This is a genomic window from Pelagimonas sp., assembly GCF_058892305.1.
The window spans coordinates 1-17014 of sequence record NZ_JBZXVN010000076.1 but is presented as its reverse complement, the minus strand read 5'-3'; the positions used below and the strand labels follow the sequence as shown (position 1 = coordinate 17014).

General features: G+C 56.6%; 18 protein-coding genes, 2 tRNA genes and 1 pseudogene. 11 read left to right on the top strand and 10 right to left on the bottom strand.

The window, feature by feature from the left end:
* From AC5EFR_RS22820 to cobA, 3 genes and pseudogenes are all read right to left on the bottom strand, one after another.
* The coding region (locus tag AC5EFR_RS22820) for a nitrite/sulfite reductase (protein WP_493577989.1) at positions 1 to 746 on the bottom strand (746 nt) is incomplete at its 3' end.
* Positions 747 to 769: 23 nt separating this feature from the next.
* Positions 770 to 1069 (bottom strand): DUF2849 domain-containing protein, encoded by a 300-nt coding sequence (locus AC5EFR_RS22815; protein WP_299927283.1) that lies wholly within the window; start codon positions 1067 to 1069, stop codon positions 770 to 772.
* Positions 1069 to 1824, bottom strand: a pseudogene (cobA, locus tag AC5EFR_RS22810) (uroporphyrinogen-III C-methyltransferase); the annotation flags it as partial. The gene AC5EFR_RS22815 and the pseudogene cobA, both read right to left, overlap by 1 nt.
* Positions 1825 to 2026: 202 nt before the next feature.
* Here cobA and AC5EFR_RS22805 point away from each other — a divergent pair.
* The 6 genes from AC5EFR_RS22805 (at position 2027) to AC5EFR_RS22780 (ending at position 9003) form a co-directional block, all read left to right on the top strand.
* Entirely contained in the window at positions 2027 to 2482 is a 456-nt protein-coding gene (locus AC5EFR_RS22805) for an Lrp/AsnC family transcriptional regulator (RefSeq protein WP_299927281.1), read from the top strand.
* 25 nt (positions 2483 to 2507) lie between these two features.
* Positions 2508 to 4313: a sensor histidine kinase gene (locus AC5EFR_RS22800; protein ID WP_493577988.1), complete on the top strand. Its 1806-nt coding sequence runs from the start codon at positions 2508 to 2510 to the stop codon at positions 4311 to 4313.
* Positions 4310 to 5542, top strand: a complete 1233-nt coding sequence (locus AC5EFR_RS22795; protein ID WP_493577987.1) for a sigma-54-dependent transcriptional regulator — start codon at positions 4310 to 4312, stop codon at positions 5540 to 5542. The genes AC5EFR_RS22800 and AC5EFR_RS22795 overlap by 4 nt, the downstream gene beginning before the upstream one ends.
* A 264-nt stretch (positions 5543 to 5806) precedes the next feature.
* Entirely contained in the window at positions 5807 to 6811 is a 1005-nt protein-coding gene (locus AC5EFR_RS22790) for a DctP family TRAP transporter solute-binding subunit (protein WP_493577986.1), read from the top strand.
* An 82-nt stretch (positions 6812 to 6893) separates the two neighbouring features.
* Positions 6894 to 7622: a TRAP transporter small permease gene (locus tag AC5EFR_RS22785; RefSeq protein ID WP_493577985.1), complete on the top strand. Its 729-nt coding sequence runs from the start codon at positions 6894 to 6896 to the stop codon at positions 7620 to 7622.
* Between the two features lie 4 nt (positions 7623 to 7626).
* Positions 7627 to 9003 carry a TRAP transporter large permease gene (locus tag AC5EFR_RS22780; protein WP_493577984.1) on the top strand — a complete coding sequence of 459 codons (1377 nt, stop codon included), beginning with the start codon at positions 7627 to 7629 and terminating at the stop codon, positions 9001 to 9003.
* 187 nt (positions 9004 to 9190) lie between these two features.
* On the opposite strand, the gene tpiA is transcribed toward AC5EFR_RS22780, so the two are convergent.
* The gene (gene tpiA / locus AC5EFR_RS22775) at positions 9191 to 9934 is read right to left on the bottom strand and encodes a triose-phosphate isomerase (RefSeq protein WP_493577983.1); all 744 of its coding nucleotides are present in this window, start codon (positions 9932 to 9934) and stop codon (positions 9191 to 9193) included.
* Positions 9935 to 10042: 108 nt separating this feature from the next.
* Here tpiA and AC5EFR_RS22770 point away from each other — a divergent pair, with 108 nt between their 5' ends.
* Entirely contained in the window at positions 10043 to 10939 is an 897-nt protein-coding gene (locus AC5EFR_RS22770; protein WP_493577982.1) for an isopenicillin N synthase family dioxygenase, read from the top strand.
* Positions 10940 to 10949: 10 nt separating this feature from the next.
* On the opposite strand, the gene AC5EFR_RS22765 is transcribed toward AC5EFR_RS22770, so the two are convergent.
* The 4 genes from AC5EFR_RS22765 to AC5EFR_RS22750 are packed head-to-tail and all read right to left on the bottom strand — an operon-like array spanning position 10950 to position 13167.
* Positions 10950 to 11333 (bottom strand): HesB/IscA family protein, encoded by a 384-nt coding sequence (locus AC5EFR_RS22765; protein ID WP_493577981.1) that lies wholly within the window; start codon positions 11331 to 11333, stop codon positions 10950 to 10952.
* A gap of 29 nt (positions 11334 to 11362) precedes the next feature.
* Entirely contained in the window at positions 11363 to 12109 is a 747-nt protein-coding gene (locus AC5EFR_RS22760) for a DUF3307 domain-containing protein (RefSeq protein WP_493577980.1), read from the bottom strand.
* A gap of 37 nt (positions 12110 to 12146) precedes the next feature.
* The gene (locus AC5EFR_RS22755) at positions 12147 to 12755 is read right to left on the bottom strand and encodes a nucleotidyl cyclase domain-containing protein (RefSeq protein WP_493577979.1); all 609 of its coding nucleotides are present in this window, start codon (positions 12753 to 12755) and stop codon (positions 12147 to 12149) included.
* A gap of 49 nt (positions 12756 to 12804) precedes the next feature.
* Positions 12805 to 13167, bottom strand: coding sequence for an SUF system Fe-S cluster assembly protein (locus tag AC5EFR_RS22750; protein ID WP_299927258.1), 363 nt, complete (start codon positions 13165 to 13167; stop codon positions 12805 to 12807).
* A 151-nt stretch (positions 13168 to 13318) separates the two neighbouring features.
* On the opposite strand from AC5EFR_RS22750, the gene AC5EFR_RS22745 reads away from it, so the two are divergent.
* Complete coding sequence (locus tag AC5EFR_RS22745) at positions 13319 to 14116, top strand: winged helix-turn-helix domain-containing protein (RefSeq protein WP_493577978.1); 798 nt, start codon at positions 13319 to 13321, stop codon at positions 14114 to 14116.
* A 106-nt stretch (positions 14117 to 14222) separates the two neighbouring features.
* The gene (locus tag AC5EFR_RS22740) at positions 14223 to 14783 is read left to right on the top strand and encodes a tetratricopeptide repeat protein (protein WP_493577977.1); all 561 of its coding nucleotides are present in this window, start codon (positions 14223 to 14225) and stop codon (positions 14781 to 14783) included.
* Between the two features lie 28 nt (positions 14784 to 14811).
* On the opposite strand, the gene AC5EFR_RS22735 is transcribed toward AC5EFR_RS22740, so the two are convergent.
* Complete coding sequence (locus AC5EFR_RS22735) at positions 14812 to 15579, bottom strand: polysaccharide deacetylase family protein (protein ID WP_299927249.1); 768 nt, start codon at positions 15577 to 15579, stop codon at positions 14812 to 14814.
* Between the two features lie 271 nt (positions 15580 to 15850).
* Here AC5EFR_RS22735 and AC5EFR_RS22730 point away from each other — a divergent pair.
* Together AC5EFR_RS22730 and AC5EFR_RS22725 are read left to right on the top strand one after the other, a co-directional pair.
* Positions 15851 to 15927, top strand: a tRNA-Asp gene (locus AC5EFR_RS22730).
* 34 nt (positions 15928 to 15961) lie between these two features.
* Positions 15962 to 16038 (top strand) — tRNA-Asp (locus AC5EFR_RS22725).
* Positions 16039 to 16408: 370 nt separating this feature from the next.
* On the opposite strand, the gene mepK is transcribed toward AC5EFR_RS22725, so the two are convergent.
* Entirely contained in the window at positions 16409 to 16978 is a 570-nt protein-coding gene (mepK, locus tag AC5EFR_RS22720) for a peptidoglycan L,D-endopeptidase MepK (RefSeq protein ID WP_493577990.1), read from the bottom strand.
* Positions 16979 to 17014: the final 36 nt, after the last annotated feature.

Below are 17014 nucleotides of genomic sequence, written 5' to 3'. Positions count from 1 at the left end.
GCTTTGTATTTGTTGTCGCGACGGCCAAGGATGTTCCAAACCGACACAACCGCTTCGGAGTACGCCAACAGATCTTCCTGAGGCAGGAAGGCGCGCAGCACTTTGCCAACCATCGGCGTGCGGCCCAGACCGCCACCCACGATGACTTCGAAACCGGGTTCACCGGCCTCATTGCGCACCATACGATAAGCCAGATCATGCGCTTTGGTCACGGCGCGGTCATTTGGCGAACCGGTCACGGCAATCTTGAACTTGCGCGGCATGAACTGGAATTCCGGGTGGTCGGTCGACCACTGACGCAGCAATTCCGCAAAGGGGCGCGGATCGGCGATTTCATCGGCGGCGGCCCCGGCGAAATGATCCGCCGTCACGTTGCGGATGGTGTTGCCCGATGTCTGGATGGCGTGCATCTCAACCTCGGCCAGCGCGTCGAGCATTTCGGGAATATCACCCAGTTTCGGCCAGTTATACTGAATGTTCTGACGCGTGGTGAAGTGGCCGTAACCTTGATCCCAACGATCGGCAATATCGGCCAGCTTGTGCATCTGGCGGCTGTTGAGCGTGCCATAAGGAATGGCAACGCGCAGCATATAGGCGTGCAGCTGCAGGTAGACACCGTTCATCAAACGCAGCGGCTTGAATTCATCTTCGGTCAACGCCCCCGACAAGCGGCGATCCACCTGAGCGCGGAATTGGCGGTTACGTTCGGCAACAAAGGCCGCGTCGAAATCGGAATAGCTATACATGGCTGGTCTCCTGCGGTCTGTGCTTAAACAGCGGCTTGTTTGCCGTGGAAGTAATTCGAAGGCCCGCGACGGCGGAACTCTTCGCGAAAATGAACTGGCTCGGGGCCGTTTTCACCGGCTTTCATATCGGCCAGATAAACACCGACAACGATGTCATGCTGGGTGCTGGCCTCAACCAGACGGGCATCGGCGACGGCCTCATCGGTGATGAGATCGGCCTGGGCCAAATCGCGCACCCAAACATCATTGGCGTCCAGATACACAACATCCCCTTCGGCAAGGGCATTTGCGGTGATAACTTTGGGAGTGAAGGCTTTGGCCATCAGGCAAGCTCCTGCTTTAAAACGGGGTGGGTGGCGGCATCGCGCGGGGCAAGGCCCCAAAGCATCAAGGCCGGTCCGGTTGGGTTGGCCTGCTCAACGGCGTCAGGCAAATTCAATAGCGTGGTGGCCAGAACGGTCTGATCGGCGCGGCTGGCGTTCTCGACCAAGGTCACGGGTGTTTCGGGGGCGGCCCCATGCATCAACAAACGGCCCTGAATGAACCGCGCGGCGCGTTTGCCCATATAGATAGCCGCCACTTCGCCCGATCCGGCCAAGGCGCGCCAATCATGATCGGCAAAGCCCTTCATGTCGTGACCGGTCAAAATTCGCGCCGAGGCATTGCGCCCGCGTTTGGTCAGCGATTGACCGATCGTGGCAAGCGAGGCAGACGCCGCCGTGATGCCAGGTACGATGTCATAGGCGATGTCATGGGCGTCTAGCGCCTCGATCTCTTCGTCAAGGCGGGCGAAAACGGTGGGGTCGCCGCCTTTGAGACGTACAACATTATATCCCTTTTGAGCGTTTTCAACGATGTGGGCGTTGATGGCCTCTTGGGGTGTATGGCTGCCAAAGCCCTTTTTGCCGACCGGAATGAACTTGAGCGCCGATGTGGCCAGACGTACAATGTCACCAGAGACCAAACCGTCATGGATGACAACATCGGCCTCCTGCAAGGCGCGCAACGCCTTGAGCGTCAGCAAGTCCGGATCACCCGGACCAGCGCCAACAAATCGCACCAGACCCGGCTGGCGGGCAGGGCGCTTGGGGCGCAGGTTGGCTATGATCTGTTTCAGGGGCATATTGGCCTCGGGATGTATCGTTTGGCTGTTTCTTGCTTCCAATATAGGAAATTTTCCCTAGGTGTTGCCAGATCGCTGGGCAAATAAGGAATGATGTTCTAAAGTGACCGGCGAACCGGAGCGCGGTTCCTAAAATCGCTGAAAACAGGAACGATGCATGAAGATCGACGATACAGACCGGAAAATCCTTGTTGCACTGCAGCGAGACGCCTCGCAATCTTTGGATGAAATTGCCCGCGAAGTTGGCTCTTCGAAGACCCCGGTTTGGAATCGCATCCGTAAAATGCGCGAGGCCGGCGTTATCGGTGCGCAGACGGTTGTTTTAGACGCCGAAGCGCTTGGATTTGAGGCGACATTCTTTGTTCTGATCCGCACGTCGGAACACGAGTCCGATTGGCAGCAAAAGTTTCTCGCCGCGCTACAGGCGCGCCCCGAAGTGCAAGAGGCGCACCGCCTTGCCGGTGACATTGATTACATCCTCAAAGTGCGGGTCAAAAACGCCCGCGCCTATGACGAATTCTACCAAGCCCTCATTTCCGAGGTGAAGGTCCATAACGTCACCGCCTTGCTCTCGATGGAAGAGATCAAGGCGACCACGGCCTTGCCTTTATAAGGGCGGACAGGTGCGAATGAGCTTCATGGCAAAATTGACCTTTAACCGCGGCTGGGCCGTTGTGCTGTATTTGGCCTGCGTCGCGGGGCTCAGCTGGGGGGCGTGGAGCTATGGGTATAGTCAGGCATTAAGCCAGCTCTCAGCACGGGGAGAGGCGGATTTGGCCTTGGCCTCGGATCGGCTGGTGGCCGGTTTGTTGCGCTATCGCTCGACGGCTGTGCTGCAATCGGATCATCCGGCACTGGCCGGGTTGCACAGGGGCGACCGGCCCGAGGCCGCCAATCAATTGCTGTTGGAGACGGTTGATAAAACCGGCGCGCTGACGGCCTTCTACCTTGATAACGAAGGCACGGTTTTGGCGTCCTCGCACGACGGCGGCCCGACGAGCTATGCCAAGAGCCGGTTTTTTCAACGCGCGCAGGTGGGGGCCTTGGGGGCCAGTCACGGTGTGAATGATCGGTTCGAGCGGCGTGCCTATTATTTTGCTGCGCCCAGCTTCGCGCCCGGTGGTGGTGTGCGTGGTGTTTTGGTGGTCGCCGTTGATATTGATAATCTGGAACAGGATTGGCGCGCGTCGCGACCGGCGGTGTTTTTTAGCAACGATACTGGGCAGATTTTTGTAACAAGCCGCTCGGAATTATTGTTTTGGCAGAGAGGTATGCGTGGTTTCGTTAATCCTGTGGGTGAAGTGTATGATGTCGAAAGATTGCGTGTGCACGGCTTTGATATGTGGCATCAAACCCTAAGCCCCTATGTGCCGACCAAGGCTATGTATTTGCGTCAACCTTTGCCGATTATTGGCATGACAGGAGAAGCCTTGTTAGATGTACGTCCAGCCCTGCGCCTCGCCGGTTTGCAGGCCGCGGTTGTTGCGACCTTGTTTTTGGGGTTGGGGGCGTTCTTGCTGTTCGCGGGCGCGCGTCGTCGGGCTTTGGCCAAGGCAAATCAGGCCCTAGAGGGGCGTGTCAAAGAGCGCACGGCGGATTTGGAGCAGGCCAATACTGCGCTGCGTCACGAAGTGGTGGAACGCGAAGAGGCCGAGGCTGCCTTGCGTAAGGCGCAAGCCGATTTGGTGCAAGCTGGCAAGCTTTCAGCCTTGGGACAAATGTCAGCAGGGATCAGTCATGAGTTAAACCAACCTCTTATGGCCATCCGCCAATATGCTGAAAATGGAGAAGCTTTTTTGGATAGGGACCGGCCGGAAAAAGCCGGAGATAACTTCGCCCGGATAAGTCAATTGGCGGCCCGAGCCGGGCGGATTATCACCAACCTGCGCGCCTTTGCTCGCAATGAAAGCGAACCGATGGGCAAGGTCGATCTGGTCTCGGTGATCCAATCTGCCGTAGAGTTGACCGAAACACGGTTGCGAAATGACGGGGTTGAGCTTTGCTGGGATAATAAGGCGACTGGCGGATCGGTTTTTGCCCGTGGTGGTGACGTGCGGCTTAGTCAGGTCTTTGTGAATTTGATCAACAATGCCGCCGATGCCATGGTGGGAATGGATCGAAAACGGATAAGTATTCACATTAATAATGGTCCGCAACTTTCTGTAACTGTGAAAGATTTGGGTCCGGGAATTGACGATACAGATCGGATATTTGAACCGTTTTATTCAACCAAGGAAGTTGGTGAAGGCATGGGGCTAGGATTGTCGATCTCTTATGGGTTGGTACAAAGCTTTGGGGGCGTGATCCGAGGGACCAACGGCCCAGATGGGGCCATTTTTACGGTTGAGCTTGATTATTGGAGCGAGGATGGTGACGCCGCTCAGGCAAAGCCTGTCGCCCCACCCGCCATCCCGCAATCTGCAATCAATACAGGCGATAGATGATGAGAGTTTTGTTGGTTGATGACGACATCGAAGTGCGTGATGCTTTATCGCAAACTCTTGAACTGGCAGATATTTCTGCCTTTACCGCCGGCTCCTTTCTCGAGGCAAAAGATCACATTCACTCAGATTTTGAGGGTGTCATTGTCTCAGATATTCGGATGCCGGGTCGGGATGGATTTCACCTTTTGGATCACGCCAACGGTCAAGACCCTGACCTACCGGTGATCTTGTTGACCGGTGAGGGGGACATCCCGATGGCGGTGCGGGCCATGTCGATGGGGGCCTATGGGTTTTTGGAAAAACCGTGTTCTTCCAAAGATTTGATCGCCGTTGTTCAGCGCGCTATTCACACCCGCAATATGGTTTTGGAAAACCGACGCCTCAAGGCTCAGTTTGAAGCCAGCGACCCAGCGGCGCGTTTGATCTTTGGGATTTCACCACAGGCGGATGCCTTGCGGCTTCGCGCCCGCGCCGCCGCTCAAGCGGGGGCCGATGTTTTGATCACCGGCGCGCCGGGGTCTGGCGTATCCAAGATCGCCGAGGTGATCCACCTTGGTTCGATCCGCGCCAAAGGCCCGTTTGAAAAGCGCGCGGCCGCTGACCTGACCCGCGCAGAGCTTCATGACCTTTGGGAGCAATGTAGTGGCGGGACGCTTTTCCTCGATGAAATCGGGGCGTTGTCGATGGATGCGCAGATCGCGATGATGGATTTGATGGAGCGCGGCGGGGCCAAGCTTGTTGGCGGCACGACGTTGCACCTATCGGACCTTGTGCAGCAGGGGCGTTTTTCACCGGATCTGTTTTACCGTCTTGATGTGATGACCCTGCGCATTCCAGCGTTGAGTGAGCGCCCCGAGGACATACCGGTTATTTTCCGCCACTACGTCGCCCAAGCCGCCGAACAGGCTGGCCAGCCGGTGCCGGAAATCCCAAATGACCTTTTGGCGGATTTGATGGCGCGGGATTGGCCCGGCAATGCGCGGGCCTTGATGTCTGAGGCGATGCGGTTGGTGTTGGGCTTGGGGCAGAACGGGCCGATCCACAGCAACGATCTAGGGCTGGCAGAGCGTTTGGCTCAAGTGGAACGGTCGTTACTGGCCGAAGCCTTGGGTAAGGCCAGCGGGCAGGCCCGTTTGGCCGCCGAAGCGCTAAAGCTGCCGCGCAAGACCTTTTACGACAAGCTGGCGAAATACGGGCTCAAGCCCGAGGATTTCCGAAAACAAGATTAGACGAATCACGATTCGGTTATCTTGTGCGGTTTTCCGCACAAAGGGCGCTAACGCTTGTGCGATTTTTCGCACAACACCTAGAGGGGGCGGTTTTTAATCCTGCCTATTTTCCCGTCAACCTACGGAAATATTGTCAAAAAAGCTGCATTTTTCGGGATGGGTGCCTCGTGGCTTGATCCGATTCGTCGCAGAGGGCTTTGTTAACCCGTCAGCCACCCGAGGAGGGGTGGCGCAGTCATAATTCAACTTTTGGGGAGGATACCCATGAAGAAGTTCCTGATGTCCGCTGTTGCGGCCACCGCTCTGATGACAAGCGCAACCGGTGCCATGGCGGCCTGTGATGATGGCGAAATCGTCATCAAGTTCAGCCACGTGACCAACACCGACAAACACCCAAAAGGTATCGCAGCGAGCCTGTTGGAGCAGCGCGTCAATGACGAGATGAACGGCAAAGCCTGCCTTGAGGTTTTCCCAAACTCGACCCTGTACAATGACAACCAAGTGCTTGAGGCGATGCTGAACGGCGACGTTCAACTGGCCGCGCCGTCGCTGTCCAAGTTTGAGCAGTTCACCAAAACCTTCCGCCTGTTTGACCTGCCTTTCATGTTCAAAAACATGGATGCTGTGAACGCGTTCCAGAACTCTGACACCGGTCAGGCGATGAAAGAATCCATGACCCGTCGTGGTCTCTTGGGTCTGGCGTTCTGGCACAATGGCATGAAGCAGATGTCGGCCAACAAGCCGCTTGAAAACCCATCTGATGCTGCGGGCCTGAAGTTCCGCGTTCAGAACTCCGAAGTTCTCAAGGCACAGATGGCCGCTCTTGGTGGTTCGCCCCAGCCAATGGCCTTTTCAGAAGTTTACGGCGCGCTGCAAACCGGTGTTGTGGATGGTCAGGAAAACACCTGGTCCAACATCTACGGCAAGAAGTTCTTTGAAGTTCAGGACGGGACCACCGAAACCAACCACGGCATCATCGACTATATGCTCGTGACGTCGACCGACTTCTGGGACAGCCTGCCAGAGGATGTTCAAACACAGCTGGCGACAATCATCTCCGAAGTCACCGAAGTGCGCAACGGCGAGGCCTATACTGTGAACCAGGCGGCCAAACAGGCGGTTATCGATGCCGGTGGTGTTGTGCGTCAGTTGACCGAAGAACAGCGTGCCGATTGGGTTGAAACCATGAAGCCCGTTTGGGAGCAGTTCAAAGACGACGTAGGTCAGGAAAACATCGACGAAGCGCAAAAAGTGAACGCGATGTACTAAGGCCCCGCGCCTTATTTCATAACCCGGCCCACATTGGTTTGGGCCGGGTTTTTCATATCCTCTTTGGACAGTGGAGGGCGGGATGTCTGATCATTCCCACAATCCCTCATTGCTCGGCGGTTTCATCGACGAGCTTGAGGAAAGTTTTATCGCGATCATTTTAGGACTGATGACACTCATCACCTTTGTGAACGTGATTATCCGTTATGTATTCAATTCCGGCTGGTGGCGCGCTTTCGAAGGTGTGATCGGCATCGAGGCTCCGCGCTCGATGATCTGGGCGCTTGAGGCAACCAGCTTCTTGTTTGCTTGGCTCGTATTATTTGGCATCAGCTACGCGGTGAAAAAGACCGCCAACCTTGGGGTCGATGTCGTCCTCAACATGGTCTCGCCAACCGCGCGCCGCACATTGGGCCTTGTTACCGCCGCCGTCTGCATCGCCTACGCAGCGCTCTTGCTCAAAGGCGCATGGGACTATTGGGCGCCCTTTGCCGGGTTTGACGCCACCTCGGGGCGTTGGTTCCCAACCGGGTTCGCCGATAGCCGCGATCAGGCTTGGTATGAGGTCGACGATATTCGCATCCCAGAATGGCTGCGCTTTATCGAACCGGTCTTTAACCAAGGCGAGTCTTACGAAAAGATCCCGCGTTTTATCCCGTATTTCATTCTCCCCGTTGGCGCGGCCCTGCTGCTCTATCGTTTCTGCCAAGCGGGTTGGAAAATCTGGACCGGCCATCAGGAGAGCCTGATTGTCAGTCACGAAGCCGAAGATGCGGTCGACGATGTCGCCCATCTGAACCGCGAGGATTGATCCCATGGATGTCGCAATTCTTTTCATGATGGTCATTGGCCTGATGCTGATTGGTGTGCCAATCGCGGTGTCATTGGGCTTTTCCTCCATCCTTTTCCTCTTGGTGTTGTCTGACACCTCGCTAAGCTCTGTTGCGCAAAGCTTTTTCCAAGCGATGGCGGGCCATTACACGCTTCTGGCGATCCCGTTCTTCATTCTGGCCTCTTCTTTCATGTCAACGGGCGGCGTGGCGCGGCGGATCATCCGCTTTTCCATCGCCATTGTTGGGCATTTTCACGGTGGTCTGGCGATTGCGGGTGTCTTTGCCTGTATGCTCTTTGCGGCGCTGTCCGGCTCTAGCCCGGCAACGGTTGTCGCCATCGGCTCTATTGTCATCGCCGGGATGCGTCAGGTCGGATATACCAAAGACTTCGCCGCCGGCGTTATCGCCAACGCCGGGACCTTGGGTATCTTGATCCCACCGTCGATCGTGATGGTTGTGTATGCCTCTGCGGTCGAAGTCTCGGTCGGGCGGATGTTCCTTGCCGGTGTCATTCCGGGCCTCTTGGCGGGCACCATGTTGATGATCACCATCTATGTCATCGCCCGGTTCAAGAACCTACCCAAAGGCGAATGGCGCGGTTGGGGGGAAGTCTTCGAATCCGGTTTTGATGCGATTTGGGGCCTGTTCCTAATCGTGATCATTCTGGGCGGTATCTATGGCGGTATCTTTACCCCCACAGAAGCGGCGGCGGTGGCGGCGATCTATGCCTTCTTCATCGCCAACTTCATCTACCGCGACATGGGGCCTTTGGCGGGCAAAGACGGCGCGCCAAACAAATCCCTGTTGTCCAAACCCATCGCGATTGTGACGGCGTTCTTCCACAAGGATACCAAAGACACGCTGTTTGAAGCGGGAAAACTGACCATCACCTTGATGTTCATTATCGCCAACGCTTTGATCCTCAAGCATGTTCTCACTGATGAGCAAATCCCACAACAGATCGCCGGTGCGATGATCAATGTTGGATTTGGCGCGGTGATGTTCCTGGTGATCGTCAACATCATCCTGTTGATCGGTGGGCAGTTCATGGAACCGTCGGGTCTGATTGTGATCGTGGCACCTCTGGTGTTCCCAATCGCGATTGAGCTGGGCATCGACCCAATCCATCTCGGCATCATCATGGTGGTCAACATGGAAATCGGCATGATCACACCTCCGGTCGGTCTCAACCTGTTTGTGACCTCAGGTGTGGCGGGCATGCCAATGATGCGGGTTGTGCGCGCGGCGCTGCCATTCTTGGCTGTGCTCTTCGTCTTCCTGATCATGGTGACCTACATTCCATGGCTGTCGACATACCTGCCGACCAAGTTCATGGGACCAGAGATCATCACCAACTAATCGCACTCAAAAGGAGCGCTACCGCGCGCTCTTTTTACGAAACTGGCAAGGCGACGTTCCAATTTGGGGCGTCGTTTTGTTGTGTGGAGGAGGGAGTTTACCTGCCGAGATGAAACGGGGTATTGTCGTTGTCTTGCCGGATAAACTCCGGGGAGTGTGAGGGGCTAACCCCTCACGTTTGTTTGCATCACAGGCTGGCGTTCAGGGCCTTGATGATTGGATTAAAGTCCGCGGCCGTAAGGGACGCACCACCCACCAAAGCCCCATCGACATTGGATACCGCAAAAATATCATCGGCATTAGAGGCTTTGACCGAACCGCCATAAAGTAGGCGAACCGAGCGGCCAACACCGGCCCCAAAGCGGCGCTCAAGTTTGGCGCGGATGAAATCATGCACCTCACCGATTTGGTCGGTGGTGGGGACTTTGCCGGTGCCAATGGCCCAGACCGGTTCATAAGCCACAACAAGGTTCAACCCCGTGGCCCCATCCGGGATCGAGCCCGCCAATTGACCGCCGATGATATCTAGCGTGTTTTGCGCTTCTCGTTCCGCGAGGGTTTCACCAACGCAAACAACCGCGATTAGATCGGCCTCCCACGCGGCGATGGTTTTGGCGCGCACATCGTCGTCTTGTTCGTCGTGATCGGCGCGGCGTTCGGAGTGGCCAAGGATCACATGGCTGGCCCCGACATCGGCGAGCATCGCGGCGGAAATATCACCCGTATGTGCACCCGAAGGTTTCGCGTGGCAATCTTGCCCGCCAATTGCGATGTCGCCGGAAACGGATTTGGCCCCTGTAATCAACGGGCTAGGGGGGCAGATCAACACATCTATGTCACCTGTGACCTCCTCTGTCATGGCCTTGATTTCGGCCAATGCAGCGGTGGTGCCGTTCATCTTCCAGTTGCCAGCGGCGAGTTTACGTCTCATGGAATCTCCTGCTTTGTTGGCGCTATCATCGCCGGGCGGTGATGCTGGTCAAGCCCAGTTGCGCGTTTGGATATGTCATGCCATGAAACACGGGCAGGAGGAAAGCGTATGATCCCGAGATTGGATGCCCAAAAGATCGCAGCCCGTGATGCCGACACGCTTGACGCGTTGCGTCGTGGTGCGGAGGAGACCGGGTTTCTTGTCGTGTACAACACGGCCATTGGTTCGGAACAGTTTCGTGCCGTGATTGACGCCTATCGTGCGTTTTTTGCCCTGCCAGAGGCGGAAAAACGCAAAATCGACATGGCAGAAACGGGTTCAAACCGGGGATGGGGCGCGCCCAAGGCCGAGCAGGTCGATCCGAATGCCAACCCCGATTACAAACAGGTTTTTGACTGTGGCTTTGAAATTCCGGGTAGCGATCTATCGGTCTATGCGCCCAACCTGTGGCCCTCTGATCCGGCCGATTTTAAACCAGTGATCGAGGCCTATTACCAATCGGCTCTTGCGGTCGCGATGGATATTTTACGCGGGATTTCCGTCGCCATTGGTCAGGATTCGCACTATTTTGACGATAAGTTTGACCGACCCATGGCGCTTTTGCGGGGCAATTACTATCCACCACGGCCGGATTGGGCCGGGGAAAAGGATTTTGGCATTGCCGCGCATACGGATTATGGCTGTTTGACCCTGCTTGGCACCGATGGCGTGCCGGGGCTTGAGGTCCAATTAAGCGATGGCACCTGGCTCCCGGTTCAAGCGGAACCGGGCGCGTTCATCATCAATTTCGGTGAGATGCTCGAGATGTGGACCAAGGGCCGGGTCAAGGCGACGCTCCACCGGGTCAAAGGCTCAGCCCAAGAGCGCATTTCGGTGCCGCTGTTTTTCAACCCCAACCACGACACCAATGTCGCGCCCATGGGGGCGGATCAGGTCATGCGCGCCGGGGACCATTTGCAAAAACGGTTTAACGAGACCTACGTTCACCTTAAGAGTGGCTCATAAGGTGTTGAATTTAGGCGTTCCCTTGCCGTTCTGCCTCTAGTTCGGACACATCCTTGAATTTGATCGATTCACCGCATCCGCAGGCGTCGGTCACGTTGGGATTGCGGAACTTAAAGCCGCTTTCCAAAAGCGAAGTTTCATAATCAATCTCGGTTCCGAAAAGGAACATCTGCGCCATCGGGGCGATCATCACCCGTGCGCCATCCTGTTCGACCATCTCGTCATTGGGGTCGGCGGTATCGACATAATCCATGGTGTATTCCATGCCCGCACAGCCGCCTTTCTTGACGCCAATGCGCAGCCCGTGACGCCCGTCACGTTCCATCAAGCGCGAAATCTGTTTGACCGCCGCTGGGGTCATGGACACGGCCTGTTTTCCCGGAATGCTGAACATAGGATACCTCTTTTCCTCAGACTTCCTATTTAGGGCACGCGTGATGCAATCTCAAGAAGCGCAAGCGTGCTATATGTTGCGCCCAGCGCCCAAGCAAAGGACGCCATGGTGCCGATAATGACATATTCACTGGCTTGGCGGCCTTGTTTGGCAGTGTCGAGCCGTAAAACCGACTTGGCGGCGATCAAAAAACCGACGCCGCCGGGCTGACCAATTAGCACCAGCAAGAAAATCATGCTACGTTCCAGCCAGCCAATCAAGCGGCCGGCATCGGGCAACCCGACCTCGGGGATGTCGGCCACAGCTTGATAGCGCGCAGTTAACATTCCGACAACATAGCCACCTGCGGTGACCGATGTGATAAACCCCGCCAAAAGGATCACCGGGGGCAGGGCGATTGGCGCGTAATCGGCCCATATCCCTTGGGAAATCGCGCCTGGCCACCAGACCGCCGCACAGATCAGCGTGATCATATGGGCCCCTTGGTCGGTCAAAAACGCCGTTAGGCTGCTGCGGATCTGGGCCGGAAGCGCCCATGTTTTGATCGCATCAATCACCAAATGCGCCAGCGCCACGACCAATGCCACCTGCCATATCCCGCCAAGTAAAACAGTCGACAAGACAAAGACCACCGCAATATGCAGCAGCAAAACCATGGGTTTTTGCTTGTTCTGAACCATCCAATTGGTCTGAAAGGTGAAGTCAGCCAGCACATGGGCCAACAACAGCGCCGCAAAACTTTGGGCAACAGCCGGATCAATCGGAAGAGGTAGCATATTCACCTTCTTTGCCGCAAAGGAAGTGTTTTCGGTTTCATCTTGGGTGTTCCCAATCTTTGATGGCTTGATCAAGCGCCGGAAAACCTGCGCCCCAAAGCGCTTGGTTCACGGCGGGGCGCGACACGCCCAACCGCTTTGCCGCGTCTTCGCGGGGGCCGGCATCGGGGGGCAACAGTTCACACAAAGAGCGCGCCTGTGCCTGCGTCCACCCCTGTGCAATGTGATCGGCAAGCACCACGGTGGCGTTCAACGCGCCACCCGCGGCATGCGCCATATGGGTATGTCCCGAAATGCGGTCCAACAACCGGCCCGAAGATACAAAAACCGGCCCGTGGGCGCTATTTATGTCTTGGCTATCGGGGAGCTGGCCCTCTGCGGTCGCGATTGCGATACGGGTCGTCAAGGTCTTGTCGAGGCGTCGCAAACAGGCTCGCATAAATAGCGCTGCCCGCAATCCGCGTGAGGGTGCGCCCAGCGCCAATTGCCAGCCATCGCCACTATTGCGGCCAAAGAGGCATGGCGCGCTGTCCCAAGCGGAAATGACAAGCGCCGCGTCAGACAAAGCCTCCATGGCTCGGTCCAGCGCAGCGCTGTCTAGTTTTGTCGACTCGACGATATCGCCAGTAAGAACGGTGAGGGTCATGAGGAAGTCATATCACTTTCTTTGTCAAAAAGGAAGTGAAAAGGCCTTCTTACATGAAGCCCAGCTCAAGCCGTGCTTCGTCTGACATCATTTCCATGCCCCAGGGCGGTTCCCATGTCAGCTCGACATCGACCATTTTCACACCGGGCACCGGCTCAATCGCCTCTTGTACCCAGCCCGGCATTTCGCCCGCCACGGGGCAGCCCGGCGCGGTCAGGGTCATGATGACGCGCACTTCGTTTTCATCATTGATCTCAACGGTATAAACCAAACCAAGATCAAAGATGTTCACCGGGATTTCCGGGTCAAACACAGTGCGGCAGGCCTCGACAATTGTGTCGTGAAGCGGGTGCTCTGTGCTAGACGGCGCAATCAGCGGCGCGCCTTCCATTTGGGGGCTGGCATCAGTCATTGCCGGTCCTTCCGAGTTATTCTTGAGAAAAACATATAGGAAAAGCAGGGGCCGGGGTAAAGGGCCGACCTTTGCCGCATGGTCTTTCTTGCTGCGACCTCTTAGCCTAGCGGCGCAAATGACAATAGCCCAAGGTAAAAGCCAAGGTTTTATGAAACAGATTCTTTCATTTGGGGCGCTTCTTGCGGTGTGCTCGGGGGCGGCACTGGCGGCTCCGGTTGATGAAATGGTGCAAAAACTGCCCAAAACCGTGCAGGAAACGCGCCTTCATATTGCTGCAACCCCGGAATTGCTTGGGGTGATCCGCTGGGATGGCACCGGTCAGGTGATCTATCCCCCTGACGGCGTGTCCCATCATAGCGATTCTATTGTGCTCAATAATGAGGCCGAGCTACGTGCCGTGAGTGAAGCGGCGGGGGCGGGCAAAACCGTGGTCAGCGCGCTATCGCCGGACCGCCTGTATCATTGCCGCTCGGAACCGGCCCTGTGTCTTGTGCTCGATGCCGAGGTAATGGGCACGCCAGCCTCAGCCGACGACCCGTATTTTGCCTATTTTGAAAAGGTTATGGTCTGGTTTTATGTGATCCTCGCGGTGCTCTTGGTTGTTGTGATTGGGTTTTTCTGGCTGCTGCGCCGCCGTCCCGAAATCCCGACTGATCCCGAAAGCTTTGCCATTGGACCCGTTACAATCAACCCGCGCCGAAGCAGTTGTGTTGTCAAAGGAACCGAAGAACAGCTCACCGCCCGTGACATTGCGATTCTGCGCAAGCTGGCCGATCATCCCGGCGAGGTGGTGAGCAAGGACGCGCTTTATGATGCGGGATGGGGACGGGATTATATGCCCAACTCGCGCGCGCTTGATCAACATCTGCTCGGGCTACGCCGCAAACTGGGCGAGGCCGAGTTGATCGAAACGGTTCATGGGCAAGGCTATCGAATCGCGGGATAACCCGCCAAAACCACGATTTTGCAAAACTCTTGCATCTCTCTTGCACGGCTCTGACACCTGTCAGGGCCGTTTTTGCTTGTCTGGCGCAAAGATAGGAGGACACCCCATGTTGCGATTCATTTTCATGCTGTGCTTGGCCGCTCCGGTCAGCGCCCAGACCTTTACCACCGAAAACTATGATCCCGGTGATGGCGACGGGGTTTTGAACCCCGAAGAATTGTCGATGCGCGGCGCGCTTGATCGGATGCGCTATGGCGAACGCCATCCCATGATGGGAATCATCGGCTACGGGGCCGCGAAAGAAGGCAACCATGCTGTCGCCCGCGAGATTTTTGAGGAGCTGAGCCAAAATGGCGACGTTCAGGGCATGACGTGGCTCAGTTGGATGGAAGACAACGGCCTTGGCGCGCCGGAAAACCCCAAAGCCGCCGCCGAGTTGGACCGCCGCGCCATGGAGCTTGGCTCTGAGGTGGCGGCGTTTAACTATGGGCTTGATCTGATGCGCGGTCGCGGCGTTGCTATGGATCAAGACGCCGGGCGTCAAATCATCGACCAAGCCGCCAAAATGGGCAGCGCGACGGCGCAGCACCTCATCGACAATGATTACGATCTCGATTCGGTGACGCCGGACGCCGACAATTGGAAGTACGAACCGAACTTTTTCTAAACACGCGTCGCCAAGGCGGGCAGGGGGCTTACCCCTTGCTCACCACCCGGCGAAAGTTGCGTTGTTGCCAAAGCGGCCAGCCCATCATTTGACTCACTGTGCCAAACTTAAGGCCACGCGCCGTTAACCCATCAAAGGTATTGGGCATGGCCCGCACTGTCCCCTTTTGGATGTCATGGCTTAGGATGATCGCTCCGGGGCGGGAATGGCGCAGGATTCGCTTGGCCACGACGCTGGCACCGGGACGACGCCAATCTTCCGGATCCACCGACCATAGAATCGTCGGCAGGTTGCGTTCATTATAGAGCATGAGGCGCTGACGCTTGGTAAAGGACCCATAGGGGGGGCGGAACGTGACGGGTGGCCGCCCGGTCACTTTGTAAATCGCATCGGTGGTGCGGTCGATTTCCGACAAAACCGAACTATTCGACCGTTTCGCCAGATTCGGGTGCGACCAGCTGTGATTGCCGATCTCGTGGCCTTCATCGGCGATGCGTTTGACGATATCGGGCCAGGTCACCACGCGATTCCCAATAAGATAGAACGTAGCGCGCAGATTTCGCGCCTTGAGCATATCCAATAGCTTTGGGGTCAGGCTGGGATGGGGCCCGTCGTCAAAGGTCATGGCCACAACCGGCGTGCTGGTCTTCACCGCCATCACCGTGGCCGCATCTCGGCGGGCCACGTCTTTAGGAAGCGAAATCGCAGGGGCTGCGGCTTCGGCAAGGGTTGGCTGCGACAACACGCACGCAGCGGTACCAGCGGACACAAATGTCCGGCGGGAAAAAACAGTCATAGGGGGCCATCCTTGGCAGAAAATGGCAGAAAATGCAGATAGGATAGACAAGAGCCTGTCATCCGCTTGATGCGCAAGGTGATTTTGTCAAAAATGTGGCAGGATGCTCGCATCGTGGCCGCGATGACACGGTACCTTGGGGGCGGTTTTCGGCGCAATTATTCCCCAAGTGAAATTAGCTGCAAAAAGGTTGGGAAATCTGCTTGACGGCACCCGGACCTAACCCTAAAAGCCCTCTCACGCCACGGCCAATACGGTCAGGCGGCAGTGAGCGGTTGTAGCTCAGTTGGTTAGAGTACCGGCCTGTCACGCCGGGGGTCGCGGGTTCGAGCCCCGTCAACCGCGCCACCACTGCCTCCGAAACCGGGCCAACGCATAGAGTGCGGTTGTAGCTCAGATGGTTAGAGTACCGGCCTGTCACGCCGGGGGTCGCGGGTTCGAGCCCCGTCAACCGCGCCACTTTCTTCGGAAAGTTGTCAAAGCACCCTTCGGGGTGCTTTTGGCGTTTTAAGGGGCTTTTACATATCTGCGGCGGTATTATAAATCGTGCCTCGGCACGGGAACGTGAAATGCCTGAGCGCGAAAAAGCGACTCAGGGGCAGGTATTCCTGACTATGGTAATTTGCGCTGTCTCGTTAGATTTCTGGCACTGTCTGCTGCCATGATCCCCATTTTTTCAGACAGACCAATCTGAGGCCGGCTCACCGGCCTATTTCTGTGCGCGCGTTTGGACGTGATTCCCAAAACCCGTGACGCAAAACAAAAGCGCCCCGAAAAATCGAGGCGCTTCCTAACACAGTATTGGGACAGATGTGTTTAAAAGGGCGGCTTAGCTTCCCCAGCTGCGGACAGGACCGCAATCCATATGGACAAAATTCGATTTGGAGTAGCGACCGACGCCCCCGCCAGCACAGGATTTTGCCGCGCGATAGATTTGGTTGACCGACCGGCCTGCCAAACGCAAATCAGCGGCCTGGCCCCGCAGGTGCCGCGAGTTTTTCGCCACCCCGCGCGAGCGCGAGCGCAGCATCGCATTGGTTTTCGGGCTACGGTAGCCAGAGATCAGCATGTAGGGCTCGCTCACATCCATAAGGTTGTGGGCGGCTGCCATGATGTCGATTGTCCGCAGGTCAATCTTCTTGACGTCATTCGTGCGCCAGTCGCGCATGAAGTAATTGATTTCCTTGATCGCGTCGGCAAGGTACTTGCCTTCGATCCAGTAAATCATGTCGATCCGTTCACCGGTGCGGCCGCTATACATGCGAACGCGACGAATATCGCCACCGCCGCGCAAGAAACCCGCTGCATTAGAAAAGGTAGGTGCCGCTGCAACCGTGGTGGCGGCAAATGCGCCAAGTACGCCACGCCGCGTAAAGCTGCCTGAAGTGTTATCTGCCATGTTCGAAGCGCCTGTCCCGTCGCTATTACCTGTTTC